The sequence below is a fragment of the Cohnella massiliensis genome (assembly GCF_900169535.1).
Classification (GTDB): domain Bacteria; phylum Bacillota; class Bacilli; order Paenibacillales; family Paenibacillaceae; genus Cohnella; species Cohnella algarum.
This window is the reverse complement of record NZ_LT821259.1, coordinates 2,188,495-2,203,230: the sequence shown is the minus strand read 5'-3', so window position 1 is coordinate 2,203,230 and position 14,736 is coordinate 2,188,495. Positions and strand designations below refer to the sequence as shown.

General features: G+C 58.6%; 17 protein-coding genes. 11 read left to right on the top strand and 6 right to left on the bottom strand.

Going from position 1 to position 14,736, the window contains the following annotated elements:
* The first annotated feature begins 38 nt into the window (after positions 1–38).
* Positions 39–782, top strand: coding sequence for an oxygen-insensitive NADPH nitroreductase (gene nfsA, locus B7E11_RS23985; protein ID WP_080839542.1), 744 nt, complete (start codon positions 39–41; stop codon positions 780–782).
* A 244-nt stretch (positions 783–1,026) separates the two neighbouring features.
* Here the strand turns inward: nfsA and B7E11_RS23975 are convergent, their stop codons facing one another.
* Entirely contained in the window at positions 1,027–2,379 is a 1,353-nt protein-coding gene (locus tag B7E11_RS23975; RefSeq protein WP_139787297.1) for an MFS transporter, read from the bottom strand.
* A 206-nt stretch (positions 2,380–2,585) separates the two neighbouring features.
* On the opposite strand from B7E11_RS23975, the gene B7E11_RS23970 reads away from it, so the two are divergent.
* Positions 2,586–2,918 (top strand): hypothetical protein, encoded by a 333-nt coding sequence (locus B7E11_RS23970; RefSeq protein WP_080839536.1) that lies wholly within the window; start codon positions 2,586–2,588, stop codon positions 2,916–2,918.
* Positions 2,919–2,980: 62 nt separating this feature from the next.
* Here the strand turns inward: B7E11_RS23970 and B7E11_RS23965 are convergent, their stop codons facing one another.
* Complete coding sequence (locus tag B7E11_RS23965) at positions 2,981–3,919, bottom strand: serine hydrolase domain-containing protein (protein ID WP_080839534.1); 939 nt, start codon at positions 3,917–3,919, stop codon at positions 2,981–2,983.
* 181 nt (positions 3,920–4,100) lie between these two features.
* Between B7E11_RS23965 and B7E11_RS23960 the strand changes: the two genes are divergently transcribed.
* The 4 genes from B7E11_RS23960 (at position 4,101) to B7E11_RS23945 (ending at position 6,985) form a co-directional block, all read left to right on the top strand.
* Positions 4,101–4,625: an ADP-heptose synthase gene (locus B7E11_RS23960; protein WP_080839532.1), complete on the top strand. Its 525-nt coding sequence runs from the start codon at positions 4,101–4,103 to the stop codon at positions 4,623–4,625.
* Positions 4,626–4,751: 126 nt separating this feature from the next.
* Positions 4,752–5,066 (top strand): YbjQ family protein, encoded by a 315-nt coding sequence (locus B7E11_RS23955; protein WP_080839530.1) that lies wholly within the window; start codon positions 4,752–4,754, stop codon positions 5,064–5,066.
* Positions 5,067–5,186: 120 nt separating this feature from the next.
* Entirely contained in the window at positions 5,187–5,861 is a 675-nt protein-coding gene (locus B7E11_RS23950) for an SOS response-associated peptidase (RefSeq protein ID WP_080839528.1), read from the top strand.
* Positions 5,862–5,923: 62 nt separating this feature from the next.
* Positions 5,924–6,985, top strand: coding sequence for a CobW family GTP-binding protein (locus B7E11_RS23945; protein ID WP_080839526.1), 1,062 nt, complete (start codon positions 5,924–5,926; stop codon positions 6,983–6,985).
* Positions 6,986–7,014: 29 nt separating this feature from the next.
* Here B7E11_RS23945 and B7E11_RS23940 read toward each other — a convergent pair whose 3' ends face one another.
* Positions 7,015–7,500, bottom strand: coding sequence for a C40 family peptidase (locus B7E11_RS23940; RefSeq protein ID WP_420830653.1), 486 nt, complete (start codon positions 7,498–7,500; stop codon positions 7,015–7,017).
* 182 nt (positions 7,501–7,682) lie between these two features.
* On the opposite strand from B7E11_RS23940, the gene B7E11_RS23935 reads away from it, so the two are divergent.
* Positions 7,683–7,946, top strand: a complete 264-nt coding sequence (locus tag B7E11_RS23935) for a hypothetical protein (RefSeq protein ID WP_080839525.1) — start codon at positions 7,683–7,685, stop codon at positions 7,944–7,946.
* Between the two features lie 75 nt (positions 7,947–8,021).
* Here B7E11_RS23935 and B7E11_RS23930 read toward each other — a convergent pair whose 3' ends face one another.
* A complete protein-coding gene (locus B7E11_RS23930) occupies positions 8,022–8,450 on the bottom strand; it encodes a universal stress protein (RefSeq protein ID WP_080839523.1) in 429 nt (142 codons plus the stop codon).
* A 202-nt stretch (positions 8,451–8,652) separates the two neighbouring features.
* Here B7E11_RS23930 and B7E11_RS23925 point away from each other — a divergent pair, with 202 nt between their 5' ends.
* From B7E11_RS23925 to B7E11_RS23915, 3 genes are all read left to right on the top strand, one after another.
* Positions 8,653–9,045 carry a hypothetical protein gene (locus B7E11_RS23925; protein ID WP_080839522.1) on the top strand — a complete coding sequence of 131 codons (393 nt, stop codon included), beginning with the start codon at positions 8,653–8,655 and terminating at the stop codon, positions 9,043–9,045.
* The gene (locus B7E11_RS29780) at positions 9,042–9,293 is read left to right on the top strand and encodes a hypothetical protein (protein ID WP_080839520.1); all 252 of its coding nucleotides are present in this window, start codon (positions 9,042–9,044) and stop codon (positions 9,291–9,293) included. The genes B7E11_RS23925 and B7E11_RS29780 overlap by 4 nt, the downstream gene beginning before the upstream one ends.
* A gap of 64 nt (positions 9,294–9,357) precedes the next feature.
* Positions 9,358–10,515: a metallophosphoesterase gene (locus tag B7E11_RS23915; RefSeq protein ID WP_080839518.1), complete on the top strand. Its 1,158-nt coding sequence runs from the start codon at positions 9,358–9,360 to the stop codon at positions 10,513–10,515.
* Here B7E11_RS23915 and B7E11_RS23910 read toward each other — a convergent pair.
* Both B7E11_RS23910 and B7E11_RS23905 read right to left on the bottom strand, forming a co-directional pair.
* Positions 10,508–11,524, bottom strand: a complete 1,017-nt coding sequence (locus B7E11_RS23910; RefSeq protein WP_080839514.1) for an HD-GYP domain-containing protein — start codon at positions 11,522–11,524, stop codon at positions 10,508–10,510. The two genes, B7E11_RS23915 and B7E11_RS23910, sit on opposite strands and share 8 nt — an antisense overlap.
* A gap of 154 nt (positions 11,525–11,678) precedes the next feature.
* Positions 11,679–12,707: a LacI family DNA-binding transcriptional regulator gene (locus tag B7E11_RS23905; protein ID WP_080839512.1), complete on the bottom strand. Its 1,029-nt coding sequence runs from the start codon at positions 12,705–12,707 to the stop codon at positions 11,679–11,681.
* A gap of 223 nt (positions 12,708–12,930) precedes the next feature.
* On the opposite strand from B7E11_RS23905, the gene B7E11_RS23900 reads away from it, so the two are divergent.
* Positions 12,931–14,721, top strand: a complete 1,791-nt coding sequence (locus B7E11_RS23900; protein WP_080839510.1) for an L-fucose isomerase — start codon at positions 12,931–12,933, stop codon at positions 14,719–14,721.
* Positions 14,722–14,736: the final 15 nt, after the last annotated feature.

Here is a 14,736-nt window from a genome sequence, read left to right as displayed (position 1 = left end):
AAAGCAGGCAGCGGCGCGCAAGAAGGAGGAACCCGAAGTTGAACGAAACGTTATCCCTGCTGATGAACCACCGTTCGATACGCCAGTTTGCAAGCGATCCGATCGGCGAGGACAAGCTCCATGCCATCGTCGCGGCCGGCCAGATGGCTTCCAGCTCGAGCAACGTTCAGGCATACAGCGTCATTGCCGTCACCGAGCCCGGGCTGAAGCGCCGCCTGGCGGAGCTTGCCGGCAATCAGGCGTACGTCGAGCAGTGTCCGGCGTTTCTCGTCTGGTGCGCCGATTTGCACCGGCTTCATTATTGCGCCGAGCTTCACGCTCCGGGCGAGGCGACGTTCGAGGATTCGGCCGAGAACCTGCTGGTCGCGACGATCGACGCCGCGCTGGCGGCGCAAAACGCGGCGGTGGCTGCCGAATCGCTCGGGCTCGGCATCGTCTATATAGGCGGCATCCGCAATCGGATAGCGGAAGTGTCCGAGCTGCTCGGGCTTCCCGATCGGGTATACCCGGCATTCGGCATGTGCGTGGGCGTTCCCGCCCAAGAGCCGATGCTCCGGCCGCGTTTGCCGCTCGAGGCCGTCCTGCACCGCAACCGGTATGACGCGGGCAAAACGGCCGGGCAAGTGGAACGCTATGACGAAACGATGTCGGCTTATTTGCGGGAGCGGACGGGAGGCCGGCAGGATACGCCCTGGTCCAAGCAGATGGCGGACCGGCTCGCGAAGCCGACCCGGATGCATATGAAGCCGTTTCTGGAAGAGAAGGGATTTTTGCGACAATAACGGGGATAGACCGGGTTTGCCGTTCGCTGCGGGTCGGAATTTTTCTCTAGGCTAAGAGGTTTGGCGAACGATTTCGACCTGAACGGATAGAAGCTTCGTCGAGGCGCGCGGTGCGGCTTTCGGCCTCAATCGGAGCGTCGGCTCAAGCAAAACCTGCAAGTTCGCAGGAATTTTCCTCAGCCGGTCGAATTGCTTAAAGAGAATGCCGCATCCCCGGCTCTCAGCTTTGAGCAAGCCGCCGGCCTCAAGCTTCCGGCTTCGGGTCCCGCATGCCGAACGCACTCAGAAGCGCCAGGGCGCTCATCAAGGCGCCGTACAGGAACAGGTTGGCGATGCCGCCCGGCACGTCGTCGCCCGCGCGGCTCAGCAAACCGCCCATAATTGTCACCCCGACGGACGTGCCGATGTTGCGGACGAACATTTGCAGCGACGTGGATATCCCTTTGTCGTGAGGGCCGACGAACTGCTGCGCCCCGATCGTCGTGACCGTGAACAGCAGTCCGTAAGCGATCCCCTGCACGGTCATCGCGGTCGTCACGTAGGCAAAGCCGGCGCCTTCGCGAAGAAACAGCAGCATGACGCCGGAGACGACCAGAATCGCGTTGCCGATCACGATCAGGCGGCTGTAGCCGTACTTCAGCACCCATTTCCCGGCGGGGACCGCGGTCAGCATCCAGCCGGCGGACATTCCGAGCAGCGACAGTCCGCTGACAAAGATCGAATAGCCTTCGTCCTGCAGAAACAGCGGGACGAAGCTGGACGTGCCGAACAGAGCCGCGCAGGCGAGCAGAAGGTTGAAGGCCATCCACCGGATCGGCCTGATTTTGAACAAGGACAGCGGAACGACCGGAGACGGGTGCTTGCGCTCGAAGAAGAAAAACCAGGCCAGAAACCCGAGGCCGCAAACGGCGAAAACGAGCGCGAGGCTTGCCGGCTCGACGACCGTAACCGACAGCAGCAGGCTGACTCCGAGCGTAAACAACGCCGCGCCATAGACGTCGACGGACGCGCGTTTCGGCACGTAGCCTTCCTTGTAGGCGAACAGCAGCGCCCATGCGATCAGGCAAAGCGGAATGTTGATCCAAAAAATCCATCTCCAGCCGACGGTTTCCACGAACAGGCTGCCGACGAGCGGCGCGAGCACCGCAGACAATCCCCACATGCCCGTAAACAAAGCCTGAATTTTGCCGCGTTTCTCGACCGGGTACAAATCGCCGGCGATAATCATCGGAATCGGCGTAATCAGTCCGGCACCGATTCCTTGCACCGCCCGGTACAACACGAGCGACAGCATGCTGTCGGCGAAGCCGCAAAGCAGCGAACCGGCCAAAAAGACGAACAAGCCTACGCTATAGACCGTCTTGCGGCCGAACATATCCGAGATGCGGCCGGCAATCGGCGTCAACACGGTGCAGAAAATCATGTAAGAAGTAAAGGACCAGGCATAAAAGCTCATTCCGCCAAGCTCGTCGGCAATGGTCGGCATCGTCGTATTCGTAATCGTCGAATCCATCGAGGAAACGAGCATGGCGATGACTACGCTGGTCATGGCGGCCGTGCGGCTGGCGGGCCGGACGGTCGCCGAGCTGGTCGACATTTCCATTCCACTCCTTGCGGCAAACTATCAAATGTAGCTATTATAACAGTCCGGTATAGGTTAAGGAAGATGAACGCGGCGTTACGCCAAAAAATAAAGCGCTCCCTTTCTGGTTCCGACAGAAGCCGGGCAAGCAAAAAGATGCGATGCGGACCATAAAGATTTAATAAGTTGAATAAGGAGCGGCTAAAAGGAGGCGCTGACAAATGCCATACGTGCTGCGGAATCGCGTTAACGGAGAATTGTTGTCGCATGTGCGTCCGGGCGGGGAAGAAACCGCGCGATTGATGCTGTGGAGCGTTTTGCCGAATGAAGACGAGAAGCTGGAAGGACTGGAACGTTCGGGGAAAATCGCCCTGCTGCCGGAGAATAACGCGAGCAAGGGAAGGCATGCGGCCGAGTGGGAATTGGTGCAGGAAATCGGCCGTTGGCAGCCCGTCGAGCTGCGGGAGGAGCAAACGAAGCTTGCCGATGCGCTGCTGCTTGCCCGCAAGGGAAGAAGCGTGTATATGCGGAATGACGAACTTGTCGCCGAATAGGACGGCCGCCGAAAACATAATGCGGACGCCCTGGATATCCAGGGCGCCCGGGAACGAACGGGTCAAAGGCCATTCATGATCGTGTCGCGAAAAATAGTTAACGGGGTTAATGTTTTCGTTCCCAAGTCGCCCGCGAACACGGCGGCGATGTCGGCCTCGGGGACCAGGATCAGAAATTGTCCCGCGAAGCCTTGCGCGAACACGACGCGCGGACGGGTCTCTTGCTTGGCGCCGTCGGCGTCGATCCACCAATGATACCCGTACAAACCGTGCCGGCCCGTGGCGGGCAGGCGGGGAAGGGTGGACGTCTCGATCCACTCCCTTGAAACGACGAAGTCCCCTTGCCAGCATCCGCCGGCAAGCAGCAATTGTCCGATTTTCAGCAAGTCCGCCGGACGGAGCTTAAGGCCGAACCCGCCGATCGAAATGCCTTGGCGATCGGACGGCCAATCCCAGTCGTCGATGCCGAGCGGAGCGAACAAATGCCGGCCGGCATAGGCGGACGCCGTCATGCCCGTCGCTTTCTGGAGGACGGCGCTCAGCAGATGGGAGCATCCCGAATTGTAAATCATTTTTTTTCCGGGAGGGTCCGTCATTTTCGCGTCGAGAACGAAGCGGATCCAGTCCGTCTCATGCTCCCCCGGCGGCGGAAGGCTTCCCCACGCTCCGGCTTCCTTCCACTCCATGCCCGGCGACATGGACAGCAAATGCTCGAGCGTAATCGCCCTTTTATCGGGCGGGACGCCGTCGACGAAGTCGGAGAGTAGGGCGCCCAACGAAGGAAGCTCGCCCCGCTTTAGCGCGATGCCGATCAGCAGGGACAGCACGCTTTTGGTGACGGAATTGACTTTATGCGGCTCCCGCTCGAATTCGGGTTTGCGGTAATGCCGGTAAACGAGACGCCGATTCCGCAGCACGAGACAGGCATCGATTTTGACTTGGCGGATCCGGTAGTCCAGCTCGTCCAGCGCCGTCGGGCGCAGCGAATACATGTTGCCCATTCATCCCCCGCCTTGATTACAGGATTAAATCGCGAAAAGACGCCGGGCGTCCTGTCGGCTTGCGGTTAAACGTACATTCTTTTTTAATAATAGCTTATCGTTGGCATCACGTCCGTCTTTTTATGCTATAATGAGAGACAATGTACGCTTGCATCTGCAGCACTGCGGGAGGGAACAACTGATGATTCGGCGTTTTGTCATCGAGGCGGTCATGCTGGCCACGTACGGCCAACTGCTTCTGCCGAAACGTCCTGTCGAATACAGGATTCCATATTCAACGGTTATGGAGCTGTACGATATGAAGGACAGCCCGGAGCCGATCATGCCGGAGCCGGGAGACGACGAGTACGTCAAGGCCAGAATCGAAGAAATGATAAGCTATTTCGAAGATCCGTTCAACCGGAAAAAGCTCGAGCGAGCGCTGGTCGCGCCGTGGCGGGAAAGTCCGCCCCTGCCGATCAACGAGCACGTCACGCTCATTGTCGTCAACGCGGTGGAAAACATGCAATACGGAGAAATGCTGGACCCGATCGAAACCGAGCTCGTCCTAACTTCGTTGCGCTTGCAATGTCCGATTTTATCGGATCAGATCGAGTTTCAGGACAAAGTCATCCAGAACAGCATTCCGGTGCTGCTTTACGATATCGACGACTTTGAATTCGCGCTCGAGGAAGACGTTCCGAGTCCCGACGGAACTTTCAAATAAAGCGGGTATCCAGGAAGCTGCCGAAAGTTCCGGCGGCTTTTTTTTCGTTTCTAACCGTTTGTGTTCCACCGGCCGGAAGTATGATAAAATAAAGCGGATTCGATCTCAATTTGAGGAGGAACTCTCGTGCTGGTTTCGACGACGAATAGCGTGGAAGGTCACCGCATTACGAGTTATTACGGTCTTGTTACGGGCGAGGCGATTTTGGGCGCCAACATCGTCCGCGATTTTTTGGCTTCGATCACCGATGTGATCGGGGGCCGTTCGGGTACATACGAAAATAAATTGAAGGAAGCCCGCGACACGGCGATTTCCGAAATGGTGGCGGACGCCCAGCGGATGGGCGCGAACGCGATCGTCGGCGTCGATCTCGATTACGAGGTGATCCGCGACGGCATGCTGATGGTGACGGTCAGCGGAACCGCCGTGCTGGTGGAATAAGACGGAACAGGTCGGGGCGAAGGCGAACGGAGGCCGGGAACGGCCGCAGCCCGCGCATTAATTTCGCAGCGCAAGCAAATACTGGGACAAGACTTAGCGAAAAAGGCGGGTGCTTGTCCCATGTGTCAACGGTTTTCCTTAACGGCCGAATTGCCGGAGCTGAGCGCGAAATTCGGCATCGGCAGGGTGGAGAGCGAATATCGTCCGCGTTACAATATTTCGCCGACCCAGACGATCCCGATTATCGTCGAGGACGGCAGCGAGCGCGTGCTGTTCGACGCCAGGTGGGGCTTCATTCCCTACTGGTCCAAAGACGCCGTCAACGCGGACGGCCGGTCCGTCGGCGACCGGTCGATTTTCAAGCGCATCGTCAACAAACAGCGGTGCGTCATCCCGTGCAGCGGCTTCTACGGCTGGATGACAAGCGGAAAAGTGCGCCAGCCGGTCCGGTTCGTGTTTCGCGATCGGCGAACGTTCGCGGTTCCGGGATTTTACGAGGTGTGGCCGCGCGTTTACGAAGCCGAAATCCGCGCCTGCACGATGGTGACGACGGCGGCGAGCGGCATCGTGCAAGGCTATGCCGACCGGATGCCGGCATTGCTGGACGAAGACGGCATCGACGCATGGCTGAGCGAAGGGAACGTCGAGTACCGCAAGGTGTTTTCGGCGGTGCGGGAATTGTCCGAACGGGACTTGGACATGTATCCCGTAGGCGCTTTCGTGAACGATGCGGCGAACGAATCGCCGGCCTGCGCGGAGCCGATCCAGGCGGCGTTCGCGGCATTGCGCAGATGAATGACGAAGAGCCCCCGCAACGATCGTCCGCGCGGGGGCTCTTCATTGGCGAAGGGGAGAGAATGTTGGACAAGACCGTAAAGGTCGTTTTGTTGTCCGGCTTTTTGGGCAGCGGGAAAACGACGCTCCTGAAACGCCTGGTCGACGAGGCCGAAGCTAAGGGGCTGAGATCGGCCGTACTGATGAACGAGGCGGGGGACGTCAATTTGGACGGGCTGGCCGTGGACGCCTCCATCCCGATGGCGGAAATGCTCGGCGGCTGCATATGCTGCACGATACGCGCCGATGTCGGCGTGGAGCTGATGCAGCTCGCGAAGACGCACCGCCCGGATATCGTCTGGATCGAATCGACCGGCATCGCGCATCCGCTGGAAATTATGGATGCCGTATCGGACGCCTCCATGTACGAGAAAATCGAGCTTGCCGCTGTCGCGACGGTCGCGGATGCGCGTCATTTGCTGGACCGGGTTCGCATCGGCGGCGGCAAAACGCTGAAGCTGATGATCGAGCAAATTCGCGCCTCGACGCTGCTCGTGCTGAACAAGACGGATCTGATCGGCGAAGCGGAGCGGCTCGAACTGATCGATTGGCTTCGGGGCTGGAACGCGGATGCGGAAATCGTGCCGGCCGTCCGCTGCGATCTCGGGTTTTCGTTTATCGAAAAAGGACTCGGGGAAGGCGGGCGGGCGCACGGGCCGAATCCCGGCAAAGGCGGGGGCGCCGATCGGGACGAGCCCGAACGGGAACCCGGCCAACGCGAGCAGGACAGCGAGCATGACCTCACGCACGAACATGACCACGAGCACAAGCACGACCGCGATCATGCGCACGTTCACCATCATATCGGAGCGGCAACCTGTTATTTGGACGGACCGCTGGACAGCCATGCCTTCGAAAGCTGGCTTCGGGCGTTGCCCGACAACATTTACCGCGCCAAGGGAATCGTCACGTTTCGCGACACCGCCAGCCGGTTTTTATTTCAGTATGCGTACCGCGAGCTTGATTTTATGCGGATCACGCCGCAAAAGACGGTCCACGACGTGGCCGTCTTCATCGGCGAGGATATTCCGAAACGGGAGCTCGAACGGGAGCTTCGCCGTTTGGTCGAATCCTCGGGCGCATAAATGGTTAGCGTCGGCGGCTCGGCGTTCGGTTACAGGACGCGTCTTGCCGTCGTGTAGTGGTCGTCCCACCAGCCGGAATTCAGGTTCGAAATCGTCACGCCGGGCGAGCCGTACGTGTGCATAATTTTGCCGTTGCCGATATAGATGGCGACGTGGTGAACCGGCGAATAGAAGAAGACGAGGTCGCCGGGCTTCAAGTTGCTGCGGGAGACATATTTGCCGACCTTGGACTGCGCGTTGGACGTGCGCGGCAGCGTGATTCCTTGCAGGCCGTACAAGTACTTGGTGAACGACGAGCAGTCGAAGGAGCTCGTATTTCCGACTTTGGCGCCGAACTTGTACTTGACGCCGAGATATTGCTTGCCTTTGGAAATAATCTTGCTTGCCTTGCTCGTGGACGATACCGTCGCCGCGCTGGCTTTGGCGGGCGCCGCTTCGAGCGCTCCGGTGAACATCACCGAAAGGGCGATGCCGGTAGCGGCAATCGTTTTGAAAATCGCTTTATTCGTCATCATAGAGGGAACCTCCTGAGTCGTTGTTGTTTTGGACATGCTCCACTATATCACGTATTTCTTAACCACCATTTCCCTCTAAGAGATTCGAAGCTTGGCAGGACTGGATGAAACTCGGTTCATGAGAAAAACATAAGAAAATTTTCATTTTTGCCTGAAAATAAAAAAAGAAAGGGGGAGACCCTATGGAAGTCGAAATCATCGGCGCGGAATTGAAGCACGATGAAGTGCAGGGGTACGTGGGGCAGGTCCGCTTTTCCGTAAAAGGGCACAAGCAGCCGTACGAAATGACGCTGCAGAGCGACAAGGGAAGCGAGTGGAGTTATTCGCTGCTGTTTTTGAACGAGTCGGGGGACGAGGACGAAATCGTGGCGGTGGAGGACGAAATCGACCGCAACGACGAGTTGTTCGAGCGGCTCGTGGCGGCGGCCCAGGATGCCATGGCTTAACGGCTTTAAACGAAACCGGCCGCAGTCCGCGCTCCGTAACGGAGCCCGAACTGCGGCCGGCGACAAAAGCTTCGATTATTTGACGACCAGGACCGGAATTTTCGCGTGTTGGACGACGTTATGGCTGACGCTCCCCAGCACGAATTCGCGAATGGCGCCGAGTCCGCGGCTGCCGGTTACGATCAGATCGACCCCGTTTTGCTCGGCGAAATCGAGAAGGGTGCGCGATGGATCGCCTTGCAGCAGGTGATATTCGGCGGAAACGGCGTCGCCCGCGATTTCTTTCGCCGCTTCGAGCCGCCGGTACGACTCCTCTTCGTATTGCTCGGCCCAGGTTGGCGGAGCGGTGATGAGCATGTCTCCGGAATTCATGATCGGAAGCCTGTAGACGTGTACGACCGACAATTTGGAGCTTGCGGCTTTTGCCAATTCGATGGCATGCTCCAACGCTTTGCGGGAAAGATTCGACCCGTCGAATGCGGCTAAAATGTGAGTGTAGCCCATCGCAAACACCTCGTCGCTGGATTGGATTTTATGGCCTGCCTCTATATTAAACCACTTAAAATGAAAACGAAACGCAAAACGGGAGGACCCGCCTCCATTTCTCAAAAAATTCGCACAATTTTCTTCGAATATTCGGTTGATTTCCTGCGATTGGTAAGATAAAATAATTGATCCGTGTTCAAAGTCGCAGGGAGGGTCGAACATGTCGTCGGAATCGAGATTCATGGAAGAAGAGAAACGGCTTCGGGAAGTCCGCGGCCAAATCAGGGAACAGCTTAACGCCATCGGTCCGAAATATACGGGCAACGACTACACCGAGCAGGTGCTGGACGCGCACCGACAGGAACGCAAGGCGCGGCTGACCGTCAGCGATCGGGAACCTTACTTCGGGCGGCTCGATTTTCGCGAGGAAGGAAAGGACGGCCCGTTGCCGATCTACATCGGCAAATTCGGCGTCAGCGACGAAAAGACGCAGCAGCCGCTCGTCATCGATTGGCGGGCGCCGGTTTCCAGTCTGTTCTATTCGTTCGCCGGCGGCGATCCGCGGTTCAATACGAGTCGCCCGAAGGAACGATCGGCGGAACGGTTTCGTTGAAACGGAATTTGCTTATTCGCGAAGGCGAACTGCAGCGAGTCGTCGACAGCTATGCCGAAGGCCGGGACTTGGGCGGAGTGACGGACGAGTTTTTGCTGCATCGGCTAGGAGAAAGCAAGGACAACCGGCTGCGGGATATCGTATCGACGATCCAGCAGGAACAGGACGCCATTATTCGTACGGAAAAAAATAATCCGGCTCAAGCTGCTTTACCGCGGCAGGCTGACTCCGCTGATCGGGCCGGGTGAGGAATAGCCCGCGATTTGCTATAATCTTCTAGCGGATGATATCGATCAAAGGGGCCTAGTAACGATGAATTGGAGAATGCTGCTCTTTGCCGGCGGAATGCTGGCTGCCGTCGCTCTCGTCAATTTTTACATCGGGTGGCATTTATCGCTCTGGATCGCGGCGCTTTGGCCGGCGTTCGGCGAGGCGTCCGGATGGGCGACGGCCGCGTATTGGGCCGTCTTTTACGCGGTCGCCTTGTCCTATCTGGGCGCGCGGCTGCCGATTCGCCCGCGCTTCGTCGGCCGCGGGCTCAAAGTCGTCGGCTCCTACTACTTCGCCGTGATGGAATTTTCGCTCCTGCTGCTGCCGATCGCCGATCTCGGGGCGGCGGTTTTGCTTCTGGCGGACCGGTACGATCCGGCGTACGCGGCGTACGCCGGCACGGCGGTCTCCGCCGCGCTCGCGGCGCTGATGGCCAGAGGGTCATGGAACGCCTGGAATCCGATCGTTCGAACGTATGCGATGGAAGTGGACAAAGACGCGGGCGAATACGAAAGCGTGACGGTCGCCGTCGCCTCCGACCTGCACTTGGGCAACATCGTCGGCAACCGGCATCTGGACCGGCTGCTGCGGAAGATGGAGGAGATCAAGCCGGATCTCATCCTGCTGCCGGGCGACGTCATCGACGAAGACATCGAGCCGTTCGTCCGCAACGAAATGGACAAAAGGCTAAGCAGGCTCAAGGCGCCGCTCGGGACGTACGCGGTGCTCGGCAATCACGAGTACTACGGCGGACATATCGAGGAATACGCGCGGAGAATGGGCGAAATCGGCATCCCCGTTCTGCGCGACGAGACGGTGACGGTCGGCGGAGGCATTCAAATCGTCGGCCGGAAGGACAAAACCGCGGAAGCCGGGGGCGGACGGCTGCCCATCGCCCGGTTGACGGAAGGGCTCGACGCGGGAAGGCCGATCCTCGTCATGGATCACCAGCCGTACCAATACGAACAAGCCGCCGCGGCCGGCGTCGACGTGCTCGTATCGGGACATACGCACCGGGGGCAATTCGCTCCGAATCACTTCGTGACGCGCCGGTTGTTCGAATTGGACTGGGGGTATATGCGAAAAGGCAGGATGCACGCGGTCGTCTCATCCGGCTTCGGCACGTGGGGGCCGCCGATTCGGCTTGCCAGCCGATCCGAAATCGTCGAGCTGCGAATCCGCTTTACGGCCGTCAAGTAATAATAATCTGTTTGATTTGAATGTCCCGTTCCCGGGTCAAATCGATAAACCGGCCGTCTACCTGGACGAGCGGATGCTCTTCGTCGTGCGGGTTGCGGTAGACGACGACGCCTACGCTGTCATCGGTCAAGACGACCTGCTGGCCGACGATTTTATTCGTAATGTTCTGAATGAATACCGAGACGATATTCGGATTCAGTTCGCCGAACTGGCCGTTTTTCATCTGGGCGATAATGTCGTAAAACGGCACCGGTTCGTGGTATGGACGCTTGGAGGACATGGCGTGGAAAATATCCGCGACCGCGACGATGGAGCTGAAATAATCGACTTTTCCTTTCGTAAGGCCGAGCGGGTACCCTTTGCCGTCTTCGCGTTCGTGGTGTTGCAGGGCGGCGAGGGCGATGCGGGGATTCAGCCCTTTACGGTCCTTGAGCAGATCGTACCCGTAAATCGTATGTTTTTTGACTTCTTCGTACTCTTCCTTGGTCAACTTGCCGGGCTTGTTCAAAATTTCGGATGAAATCCGGACTTTGCCGATGTCGTGCAGCGTTCCCGCCATCGTCAGCATCGTCAGTTCGGGCCCTTCGATGCCGAGCCATTTGCCGATCAGGGCGGAAAGGATGCCCACCCCGATATTGTGCTGGTATGTATAATCGTCCTTGGCTTTGATCGTTTCGAACAATTCGAATACGTTGCCCGTTTCGGCGGCTTCCTGTACGATCGGGAGAACCTGCTTGCGAAATTCCGCGAGCGGAACGTCCCCGCTCATGCGAACCTCTTCGAACAGCAGCTTGGAAGCGGATACGGAATCGCTTACCAGTTGGGCGCAGCTTTTTTGGGGCGGTTTGGCCGGCGCGACAGCCGATGTGTACACGGACAGCAGATCGATTTTGTGGTTGATCAGCAGCTCTACAACTTCGAGGTTAATCGTCGTATTCGCGGGAACGATCGTAACGCCGTACGCGTTCACGACATCCTGGGTGAGGACTTGGCCTAGCAAGTGATTCACGATTCATCCCCCTTGACCGTCAAATGTAACGCCGCCTATATTTTACCATGTGGAGGGAAGAATTGTCGAATAATATCGAAAATGATACCGAAAAGCGGCGCGGAAACGAAATTTCCGGCGCCGCTTTTCGCGTCGAAGAGGATAGTTGCGGCGCTCAGCCGCGTTCGGGACCGGCAAGCCGGCTGACGGAGCGGCGGACGAGCAGCTGGGACGGAAGAACGATTTTTTTCCACGGTCCGGCCGATTCGCCTTCTTTGATCCGGTCGATCAGCAGCTGCATGCCGAGATAGCCGAACTGGTAGGCTTGCTGCGAGATGACGGTCAGAAACGGATCGATTTCCGCATAGGCGGCCCATTCGTCGAACGAAACGACCGACATGTCGTCGGGCAGCTTGCGGCCGCGGGCGGAGAGGGCGCGAATGACCTCGACGGCGAGCACGTTGTTGCCGGCGATGATCGCCGTAACGTCCGGCCGCAGCCGCCCCAGCCACTCCTCGATTTCCGTCAAGTCGCTGTGCGGCTCGAAGCTCGTCTCCAGCACGTCTTCCTCCTCGTATTCCAAATCGTGCAGTTTCAACGCTTCCCGGTAGCCTTCAAGGCGCTGCCTGGCCGTCGAAGCGGCGAGCGAACCGTTGATCATGGCGATCCGCCGGTGCCCCATGTCGGCCAAATGCCTGACGAGGGTCCGCGCGCCTTCCTTGCTGTCCCCGAGCACGATGTCGCTTTCGACGCCGGGAACCTCGCGGTCGAGCAGCACGAACGGAACGCGATGCTTGCGGAGCGCCTCCAGGTGGGGGAGGGAGGCGTCTCCCGCGGGCGCGACGAGTACGCCGTCCGCTCGCAGCTTCAGGATCGTTTCGATGTAATCCCGTTCCTTGCTCAATTTCTCGTCGCTGTTGCCGAACAGCAGCCGAAAGCCGTGCTTTTGGGCGACGTCCTCGGCGCCGCGCGCAAGCGTCGTGTAGAACGGGTTCGTAATATCGGTAATCAGCAGAAAAAGCATGTTCGTTTGCTGCAGCACGAGACTGCGCGCCATCTGGTTCGGGACGTACCCGAGCTCGTCCATGACGCGCTTTACTTTGGCCCGCGTTTTGTCGCTGATTCGGCCAGTGTTATTGATAACTCTCGAAACCGTCATCGCCGAGACGTTCGCTTTTTCCGCAATGTCATAAATCGTAACCATCGGAACTGCTCCTTCACGGACAAACGGACACAGGAATCGGCCTGACGTCCGCCATGCGGCGGGGCGAAAGGCTTATCCGGAAAAGCCCGGTTGCGTCCAAATGCATAGATCGGTCTTCAACTTTATTTTCATCTTACAAAAAAGGAGCATTGACAGCAAGACAATCCGTTGTTACTTTAGAGTTATCGATAACATAAACTCATGTTTTGGGGAGGCATTTTACATGACGGATTTCAGTTTTCGCTGGAAAAGCGGCTTTCCGAAAATCGGCATTCGCCCGACGATCGACGGAAGGCGCAGAGGCGTGCGCGAGTCGCTCGAAGATCAAACGATGAATATGGCGAAAGCGGTTGCAACCCTGCTGTCCGAACATTTGCGCTACCCGAACGGCCAGCCGGTGGAATGCGTCATCGCGGACGCGACGATCGGCGGCGTGGCGGAAGCGGCGCAGTGCGCAGAGAAATTCGCCCGCGAAGGCGTCGGCGTATCGATCACCGTAACGCCGTGCTGGTGTTACGGCACGGAAACGATGGACACGGATCCGGCCATTCCGAAAGCCGTTTGGGGCTTCAACGGAACGGAGCGTCCCGGCGCCGTTTACTTGGCCGCCATTTTGTCCGCCCATGCGCAGAAAGGGCTGCCGGCCTTCGGCATTTACGGCGAGCAGGTGCAGGATGCCGGAGATACGTCCGTGCCGGATGACGTCAGAGGCAAATTGCTCGCATTCGCCAAGGCGGGACTTGCCGTCGCCTATATGCGGGGCAAATCGTATTTGTCGATGGGCTCCGTGTCGATGGGAATCGCGGGCTCGATCGTGAACGATGCGTTCTTTCAGGAATATCTCGGCATGCGCAACGAATATATCGACATGTCGGAGTTCGTCCGCCGCATGAACGAAAATATTATCGATCCCGCGGAATACGAGAAAGCGTTTGCATGGGTGAAGGAGAACTGCGTCGAAGGTCCCGACAACAATCCGTCCCATCTTCAGCAATCCCGCGAGAAGAAGGATAAGGATTGGGAGACGGTCGTCAAGATGACCCAAATCGCCCGCGACCTGATGATCGGCAATCCGCGGCTGGCCGAGCTCGGCTTCGCCGAGGAGGCGCAAGGCCACAACGCGATCGTGTCGGGCTTCCAGGGGCAGCGTCAGTGGACCGATCACTTCCCGAACGGCGATTTTCTCGAAGCGATGCTGAACTCTTCCTTCGACTGGAACGGCATCCGCGCGCCGTTCATCGTCGCGACCGAAAACGACAGCCTGAACGGCGTCGTCATGCTGTTCGGCCATTTGCTGACGAATACGGCGCAGATTTTCTCCGACGTGCGGACGTACTGGAGCCCGGAATCGGTCGAACGGGTGACCGGCTATCGGCTCGAAGGCGCGGCGGCGGGCGGCATTTTGCACCTGATCAATTCCGGGTCGGCCGCGCTTGACGGCACGGGAGAGCAGTCGAAGGACGGCAAGCCGGCGATGAAGCCGTTCTGGGAAATTTCCGAGGAAGAAGCCGCGAATTGCCTGAAGGCGACCTCGTGGCGCCCGGCGTCAGTCGAATATTTCCGCGGGGGCGGTTATTCCTCCGACTTTCTGACGCGCGGCGGCATGCCGATGACGATGTCGCGCCTCAACATGGTCAAAGGCATCGGACCGGTGCTGCAAATCGCCGAGGGCTACTCGGTCGACCTTCCGCAGCACGTGCACGACACGCTCGACAAGCGGACGGATCCGACGTGGCCGTCGACCTGGTTCGCTCCGATTCTGACCGGGGCGGGCGCGTTCCGCAGCGTGTACGAAGTGATGAACAACTGGGGCGCCAATCACGGTTCGGTCAGCTTCGGCCATATCGGCGCGGACCTGATCACGCTCGCCTCCATGCTGCGGATCCCGGTCAGCATGCACAACGTCGCCGAGGAGCGCATCTTCCGCCCGCGGGCCTGGGGCCTGTTCGGCACGGCGGATTCGGAAGGCGCCGACTACCGCGCCTGCTCCAATTTCGGTCCGCTGTATAAATAAACGCATCGGAGGAAC

Bases quoted from the DNA above. Each gene is read 5' to 3' on its own strand.
- B7E11_RS23965 (WP_080839534.1), bottom strand. From the start codon at position 3,919: ATGGGCAACATGTATTCGCTGCGCCCGACGGCGCTGGACGAGCTGGAC.
- B7E11_RS23930 (WP_080839523.1), bottom strand. From the start codon at position 8,450: ATGGGCTACACTCACATTTTAGCCGCATTCGACGGGTCGAATCTTTCC.
- B7E11_RS23975 (WP_139787297.1), bottom strand. From the start codon at position 2,379: ATGTCGACCAGCTCGGCGACCGTCCGGCCCGCCAGCCGCACGGCCGCC.
- B7E11_RS23940 (WP_420830653.1), bottom strand. From the start codon at position 7,500: ATGATGACGAATAAAGCGATTTTCAAAACGATTGCCGCTACCGGCATC.
- B7E11_RS23950 (WP_080839528.1), top strand. From the start codon at position 5,187: ATGTGTCAACGGTTTTCCTTAACGGCCGAATTGCCGGAGCTGAGCGCG.
- B7E11_RS23905 (WP_080839512.1), bottom strand. From the start codon at position 12,707: ATGGTTACGATTTATGACATTGCGGAAAAAGCGAACGTCTCGGCGATG.
- B7E11_RS23915 (WP_080839518.1), top strand. From the start codon at position 9,358: ATGAATTGGAGAATGCTGCTCTTTGCCGGCGGAATGCTGGCTGCCGTC.
- B7E11_RS23935 (WP_080839525.1), top strand. From the start codon at position 7,683: ATGGAAGTCGAAATCATCGGCGCGGAATTGAAGCACGATGAAGTGCAG.
- B7E11_RS23970 (WP_080839536.1), top strand. From the start codon at position 2,586: ATGCCATACGTGCTGCGGAATCGCGTTAACGGAGAATTGTTGTCGCAT.
- B7E11_RS23925 (WP_080839522.1), top strand. From the start codon at position 8,653: ATGTCGTCGGAATCGAGATTCATGGAAGAAGAGAAACGGCTTCGGGAA.
- B7E11_RS23900 (WP_080839510.1), top strand. From the start codon at position 12,931: ATGACGGATTTCAGTTTTCGCTGGAAAAGCGGCTTTCCGAAAATCGGC.
- B7E11_RS23945 (WP_080839526.1), top strand. From the start codon at position 5,924: ATGTTGGACAAGACCGTAAAGGTCGTTTTGTTGTCCGGCTTTTTGGGC.
- B7E11_RS23960 (WP_080839532.1), top strand. From the start codon at position 4,101: ATGATTCGGCGTTTTGTCATCGAGGCGGTCATGCTGGCCACGTACGGC.